Here is a 7,109-nt window from a genome sequence, read left to right on the forward strand (position 1 = left end):
TCTCCTTGTCTAACTCAGGAACGCTGGGCGCCGGACGAAATTGCCGCCGCCTCGCGGGAACGCTGCCGCTGTTGGCGACGCTCCTCGCTGAAGAAGGGATAGAACACGGTGATGAACAGCACGAACAGGAAGGCGTACTGCACGATCGTTCCCGACGAGCCGTATATCGCCCACAGGCAGTACACGACCGTCAGGCTGGTCAGGGTCCAGAACGCACCGGTGTGCACCAGCGTGTGCGACCGCTCCACCACGAAGTAGCAGGCCACGCACGAATAGATGTACGGCAGCAGCGTCAGCACCACCGCCGCCGAAGTGATCACGTCGAACTGGGCCGAGGCGGTCTTCGAGGTGGAGGTCACCAGCACCGCCAGGGTCATCAGCACCGCCACGATCAGCACGCCCTTGACCGGCACGTCATCCTTGTTGGTCTTGCTGAAGATGCTCGGGAACAGGCCATCGTCGGAGGCCGCCTTGGCGCTCTGCGCGGTCAGCAGGATCCAGCCGCCCAGTGAACCGGCAGCGCCGATGAAGGCGCACAGGCTGACCAGCGCACCACCCCAGCCACCGACGGCCTTGGCCGCCGCCAGTGCGAACGGAGCATCGGAGGTCTGCAGCTCGCCGTTGGGCACCATGCCCATGATCACCGAAGAACTGGCGATGTAGGCGATGGCAGCCAGGAACACACCCGCCAGGGTGGCGCGGGCCACGTTTTTTTCCGGATTCTCCACCACGCCGGCTGTGACCGAAGCCGATTCCACGCCGATGAAGGCCCAAAGGGTCAGTGCCGCCGCACTGGAGATCGCGCCGAAGTTGGATTCACCGGACACGTTGTAGGCGCCCTTGAAGATGTCGGCATCGAAGAAGAACCAGCCAAAGATGGCGATACCCAGGATCGGCACCAGTGCGAAGCTGGTGGTGACCGTCTGCACGCGGCTGACGAACGCCGGGCCGATCATGTTGGCGAAGCTCAGCGCCCACACCAGCACCAGCACCGCGATGCAGCGCACCAGCGGCTCGGACAGGATCGGGAAGAAGTAGCTGAAGTAGCCGACCGCCGCGATCGGGATGGCGACGTTGCCGATCCAGTTGGCGAACCAGTAGATGGTGTTGGTCTGGAAGCCCATGTAGGGCCCGAACCAGTCACGCGCATAGGCGTAGGGGCCGCCCGCCTTGGGTGCCAGCTTGCCCAGCTTGGCGAACACGAAGGCCAGCAGCAGCGCGCCCGCGGTGGTGATCAGCCAGCCCCAGATAGAGGCGGTACCAATCTTGGCCAGGCTGGATGGCAGCAGGAACACGCCTGAGCCCATCATGTTGCCGGCGACGAGGAAGGTGGCTCCGACCACCCCGATTTTCTTTGCTTCTGCCATGACAATCTCCTGTACTGGCATGAGCCCGGTACAACCGGGCGTGGGGACGGTTACGCTGGCGTACGACCGCTGGCGCCTATTTGATGAAGTTGTATTGCAGGCTGCCCTGCACCCGGACCGTGTCGCCGCGCGCACCGCCCTGTTGTTCCAGACGTCCGTACAGCAGCTCCATGCCCATCGTCCACGACGGCGCCGGGCTCCAGATCAGATTGAACACGCCGTAACGGCTCTGCCGGAACGCGTCGGCCGCCAGTGCGGCATTACGCTCCAGGGTCAGCTGGCCGAAGATCAGGTTCGAACGCCACAACTCGGACCAGTAGTGGGTGTAACCCACAAAGCCGCCGTGCAGATCCAGTGCATCGAGGTGGCCATCGGCACCGACCACCGCGTCCAGTCCGGAGCCGGTCAGGTCAGCGGTGTAGCGGCTGAGGCCGCGCCCACCCAAAGCGCCGAACAGCAGCAGGTCGCGTTCGCCTACCGATGCCGAGCCGCTCAGCTGCAGGCCACCGGCCATGCGCCGGTCGCGCTCATCGTCACCGTCGTAGGCCAGGCTACGTGCCACCGCGCCCAGCTGCAGGTGGCCCCAATCGCGCTCCATGCGCGCGGTCACCGTCACATCCGGCAGCCGGTTCACGGCGGCGCGCTCATCGCTGGCACCGGCAAGTTCGGTCTTCGGATCTTCTGCAGCGACGGTCAGGGTGTTGCCCTTGCCCATCGCAAAGCTGTGATGGATGCCTGCCACCAGCAGGTAACCGGCGCCGCCGGGCCCTGCAAAGTCCAGCGTATCGGGCAGGCTGTCCGGATCCATGAAACTGGAATAGCCATAGCCGGCGTAGGTATTGCCGAGCTGGCCATAGGCATGGCGCAGACGGAATTCGTAGCCATCGCTGCTGCCGAAGAAATCATTCTCCAGGTAGAAGCGCAGGTTGCCATGCGTGGTCGGACGCCGTGCCTCGAAGCTGAAACGGGTCTGCTTGGCGTGGATGTTGAAGTTGGAGACATCGCGATGATTGCCGCCCACCGGCATCGACGAGGGGATGAACTGATCCTCGTCACCTGCTCCACGCGAATCGGCGATGGCATCGAGTTTGGCGTAGCCGCCGATACGGATCACCGTGTCGGTACCTGGAATAGCGAAGAAGCCCTTCAGATCGGGATCGGTCGGACCAGCGGCACTGTCGGGACGCGACGCAGCGGTGGACGGATCGGCCACCGATTCGCGCAGTGGCAGCACCGGCGGCGCCACGCCCGGCACCTGGGTAGGGTGCAGCAGGTTGGCGGTACCGGTGGGTGCGATCACGGGAGCTGGCAGCGATGCGCTGGCGGGTACAGCAGCCCCATCGTGCCGCTCGAGACGGTCCAAGCGCTGCTGCATGCCTTCAAGTGCCTGCCGCATGGCCGCGATCTCACGGCGCAGGGCCTGCGCGTCCTCCCGGTCATCCTGCTGCGCATACGCCGGTGTGATCACCAACGCGGTCAAACAGGCCAGACTCACTACCGCCAAGCGCATTGCATCCTCCCTGGAAAAACACTCGCAGCGCGATGGCGGGACGCACGCATGCGCCGCTCCGGCCTCACGTTACCGTTGCTGGAAATGCGGATACTGCGTTGACGACACCAGTCAGCCTGCACATCGCAGGCCACAGGACGATGACACTGTCCTGCCCACACCAATGTCGACGCCAACAAGGCCGCGCTGCCAGAGAGGTGGCGGCCGCAGCGGTCTGGGTAACAAGCACGGGGTGAGGTTGTCGTGAATGGCTGAGCCGGCCGACCCTGATCAGGGCGTGGCGAGCGCGGCATCCATCGCGCATTGACGCTGTATTCCATGCGTCACAGGCTAATTCACCTGTCGTTTTTGGCCTTGATTGGAATCAAGGCGCGAGGCTTGATGTCAGTCACTATTCAGACGTGATGACGAACAAGTCATGCGCAGGCCGCAATGTCGGTTTTGATCACGAAAAGCAACAGGCCCGCATGCTGCCATGCGGGCCCGTGGGTCATTCACGATGAGAGTCGCGGCTCAGCGCGGGCCCAGCACCGTCTGCAGGTCGGCACCCTGCGGCAGGCCGGCGCGACGCTGCACCTGGCCCTGCGCATCCTGGAACAGGATGCCTGGCGTGCCCTGGAAGCCCATCTCGATCATCAGCACCTGGTTCGCGTCGAGCTTGCCAGCGATCTCGCGACTGATGTTCGGCAGCGCTTTGATGCCACCGCGATCGAACTCATGCTCATTCTGCAGCAGCGCTGCACTCGGATCACGCGCAGCAAGGATGGCGGCCGCCTTGGCCGGACTGTCTTCGCGGATCACACCGACCATGATGTGACGCAGCTGGACCTTGCCCGCATCGACCCACGGACGCGCCGCTTCCCAGAACTTGTGGCAGTACGGGCAGTTGGCATCGCTGAAGGTGTAGACCACCCGCGGCGCGTCGGCCTTGCCATCGCGCACCCACGCGCTGGCCTCCAGCTTGGTCCACATTTTGGCCGACATCGGCTGCGCAACCAGTTTCTCAACGGCCTCGGCGGCCACGTCGTTGCCCTCGGCATCGAACAGGCTGCCAACCAGTACATGCTTGCCATCGGCAGTGACGTAAGCCGCGGCCGGCTGCTGGCCACCGACCACGCCGGCAAAGCCACGCAGGCCACCGGGGGCGTCGAATTCGGCAACAACCTCGAAGCCATGCTTCTCGATGCCCTTCAGCACAGCGGGGCGGTCGCCCTTGGCGGCGGAGGCCGCAGCACTTGCTGCCGGTGCCGCGGCAGCCTTGCCCGGCGGTGTCTGTGCCTGGCTGCAGGCGGCCAATGCCAGCATGACCGGCAGCAACAGCACCGCAGGGACGGTGCGCAGGGAAGTCGACAACATGGGAACTCCGTAGTGAGATGCCCGCGCAGGCTACCGCAGCCGGCGCAGTTTGTGTTCAAGACCGGCTGCGGTCAGTTCGCCGAGGTGCAGTTCGCGCAGGCGTCCTTCGGCATCGAAAAAGAGGGTCGACGGGTAGGCCTGCACGCCGAGCACGGTGGATGCTGCAGCGTCATCGTCGAGCAACACGTTGCCGAGCATGAGCCGCTCGCCGGCGATGAAACCCTGGACCTCGCCCAGGGTTTCGCCCTGGTTGAGGAATACGAACTGCACATCCGCGTGTGCCTGCTGTGCCGCCGCCAGCACCGGCATCTCGCGCCGGCAGGGCCCGCACCAGGTCGCCCAGAGATTCAGTACCAGCGGTTTACCCTTGAACTGCTGCAGATCAACCTTCCCGCCCTGCAGATCAGCCACCTGCAACGTCGGCAGCGGCATCTGCCGTTCCTGCCAGGCTGACAGCAGCTGGCTGCCACCTGCCCATAGCAACATACCAATCAACGCGCCGACCAGTACTGGCGCGCGCAGTGGGCGCCAACGCCGCAATCGCCACAGCCCCCACGCCAGCCCGGCAACAAGCACTACCGGCAGGTGGTAGCCGCCGTCTGCGATCTGCAGAATGCTCCAGGGTGCCTCGCGATACAAGGCAAGGTTCAAGGCAACGAAACTGATGCGGCCAAAGAGCAGGCCGATCAGCAACATGTCCAGCACCATGCTTGCCGCCGAGGGTAACGGCCCCCCGTCCTTCCGACGTGGCAATAAATGGGCCACGGCCATCGCCAGCAACACGCACGCGAGAATCAATACCACCGGCATCGGCACCGGTCCAACACTCGACATCAGCCCACCTGCCTCATTCGTTCACTGGCTGCATGGTCGAAGGGTCACGCCCACGTTGCAAGCGCGACATCTGATCATGCGCTAGGCCGCACTGCGTCCCAACTGCAGTGCCGAGGGGACCTGCAGACCGCGCAGGCTGCCCGCCACCGATGGCATCAACGGCCGTTCACGCCGCTTGCTGTTGACATGGCGGCGATAATTGGCCGGCGTCATGCCGACAATGCGCAGGAACAGGCGTCGGAAAGCACTCTGATCCGCGTAGCCCACGCCCCAGGCCACTTCATCGATGCCTGCCCCCTGCTGGAGCAGGGTCTGCGCCTTGGCGATGCGCAGCCGCTGGCAGTACTCGATGGGGCGCAGCCCCGTGGCCCGCAGGAAGCGTCGCTGCAGCGTCCGCGGCTCAAGCCCGGCAATCTCGCAGATCGCGGCGAGAGTAGCGCCGCGTGCCGCTGTGGTATGCAACCAACGCTGCGCTTTCAGCACATCGCGATCGCCATGGGCGAAGTTGGCGCTGAAACGCTCCAGATCCTGCTGGATCGTCGCCGGCACGGTGATCCCCAACTGCTGTGCCACCGCGCTGGCCACGCCCTGCCCGTGCAACCGGTACAGCAGGCGCAGCGCCAGGAAGCGCCACGCCTGCGAACCGCCGACGGTCAGCAGATCGCCGTCATCGACCAGTGCGCGTTCACTCGGCACCCAGCTGGCAGCCTGTGCCTGCAGCCCGGGATGCCGCGCCAGATCAGGTCCACTGACGGTGCGCCCGGCCAGCAATCCGGCGCGTGCCAGTACGCTTACGCCATCACTGGCGGCCGCCAGAAGGCTGCCGCCGTCGTAATGAGCCCGCAGCCAGTCCAGCAGGATCTCGTCGGCACGCAGGCAGGCTCCGGGGCTGATCTGGCCCGGCACCGCGATCACTGCGGGAATGGCGGCATCGAGCATTTCCGCACCGGCGATGCGATGCACGCCGGTCTGACTGGCCGGCACGATCCAGCGGGTAACCAACACGCGCTTGAACGGCCGGCGCTGCTGCTGGGCCAGGCGATTGGCCACGTGCGCCATCTCTGCCAGCACCGAGGCGGCCGAGGGATCGCCTCCCGGGTACTCGACCACCGCGACCTCGACGAATCCTTCGTTCCTGAATCCTTCCACACACCACCTCCTCGGTTCGTTGCGGGCCATCGAATGGCCGGTTCAGGCGAAGGGTAGGAACTGGTCCAGCGGCAGGGCTATGAAGAAAGTTGCAAAGTGCGCTGAATACGCGGCTCGGCAGAAAGTCTTGACTCTTGACCAGACTCAAGGCTTCACAATGCGCGGCAGCATCCGCAGGAATCCGCCATGAACATTGGACAACTGGCCCGCCAGGCTGGCGTGCCCATCGATACGGTCCGCTACTACGAGCGCCAGCATCTGCTGCCCACGGCCGCACGTTCGGCCGGTGGCTACCGCATCTTCGGTGAGCGGGACCTGCGCCGGCTGCGCTTCATCCGCCGGGCCAAATCACTGGGCTTCAGCCTGGAAGAAATCGGCGAGCTGCTCGCGCTCAGTGATCGCCACCAGCAGGACATGGGCAGCGTCCGCGACACGGCCCAGGCACGCCTGCTGGATATCGCGCAGCGGATGGCCGAACTGCAGCGCATGCACAACGCGCTGTCACAACTGGTCGATGCCTGCCCGGGGCACGGCACGCTGGATCAATGCCCGATCCTGGCCGCGCTGACCGACGACACTGCATGAGCCCAGGCGAGCGAGATCCACCTCGCAATCGACGTGAAGAAAAGTGCAACAAATGCTTGCCAACCCCCTGGGGCAAGGCTATTATTTCGCTCCTCAGCGACGTGGGGCCATAGCTCAGCTGGGAGAGCGCCTGCATGGCATGCAGGAGGTCAGCGGTTCGATCCCGCTTGGCTCCACCAATCTTTCGGCATTAGGCCGTCGAAAGGTCGCTAAAGAACATTGATGAGAATTGCGTCCCCATCGTCTAGAGGCCTAGGACATCACCCTTTCACGGTGGCGACCGGGGTTCGAATCCCCGTGGGGACGCC

6 protein-coding genes and 2 tRNA genes are annotated in these 7,109 nt (G+C 64.7%); 3 read left to right on the forward strand and 5 right to left on the reverse strand.

Going from position 1 to position 7,109, the window contains the following annotated elements; translation table 11 throughout:
* Positions 1-14: 14 nt before the first annotated feature.
* The 5 genes from adiC to AC07M7_RS04740 all read right to left on the reverse strand — a co-directional run bounded on the left by adiC (position 15) and on the right by AC07M7_RS04740 (position 6,216).
* Entirely contained in the window at positions 15-1,367 is a 1,353-nt protein-coding gene (gene adiC, locus AC07M7_RS04720) for an arginine/agmatine antiporter (protein ID WP_426355685.1), read from the reverse strand.
* A 76-nt stretch (positions 1,368-1,443) separates the two neighbouring features.
* Positions 1,444-2,877, reverse strand: coding sequence for a DcaP family trimeric outer membrane transporter (locus AC07M7_RS04725; protein WP_478473582.1), 1,434 nt, complete (start codon positions 2,875-2,877; stop codon positions 1,444-1,446).
* 513 nt (positions 2,878-3,390) lie between these two features.
* The gene (dsbG, locus tag AC07M7_RS04730) at positions 3,391-4,233 is read right to left on the reverse strand and encodes a thiol:disulfide interchange protein DsbG (protein ID WP_253079094.1); all 843 of its coding nucleotides are present in this window, start codon (positions 4,231-4,233) and stop codon (positions 3,391-3,393) included.
* A 30-nt stretch (positions 4,234-4,263) separates the two neighbouring features.
* Entirely contained in the window at positions 4,264-5,067 is an 804-nt protein-coding gene (locus AC07M7_RS04735) for a TlpA family protein disulfide reductase (protein ID WP_495206854.1), read from the reverse strand.
* 81 nt (positions 5,068-5,148) lie between these two features.
* Entirely contained in the window at positions 5,149-6,216 is a 1,068-nt protein-coding gene (locus AC07M7_RS04740) for a GlxA family transcriptional regulator (RefSeq protein ID WP_046984683.1), read from the reverse strand.
* Between the two features lie 186 nt (positions 6,217-6,402).
* On the opposite strand from AC07M7_RS04740, the gene AC07M7_RS04745 reads away from it, so the two are divergent.
* The 3 genes from AC07M7_RS04745 to AC07M7_RS04755 all read left to right on the forward strand — a co-directional run bounded on the left by AC07M7_RS04745 (position 6,403) and on the right by AC07M7_RS04755 (position 7,107).
* Entirely contained in the window at positions 6,403-6,801 is a 399-nt protein-coding gene (locus tag AC07M7_RS04745) for a heavy metal-responsive transcriptional regulator (protein WP_046984684.1), read from the forward strand.
* Positions 6,802-6,904: 103 nt separating this feature from the next.
* Positions 6,905-6,980 (forward strand) — tRNA-Ala (locus tag AC07M7_RS04750).
* A gap of 54 nt (positions 6,981-7,034) precedes the next feature.
* Positions 7,035-7,107, forward strand: a tRNA-Glu gene (locus AC07M7_RS04755).
* Positions 7,108-7,109 lie beyond the last annotated feature (2 nt).

This window comes from Stenotrophomonas sp. GW821-FHT09E08, from assembly GCF_059416125.1.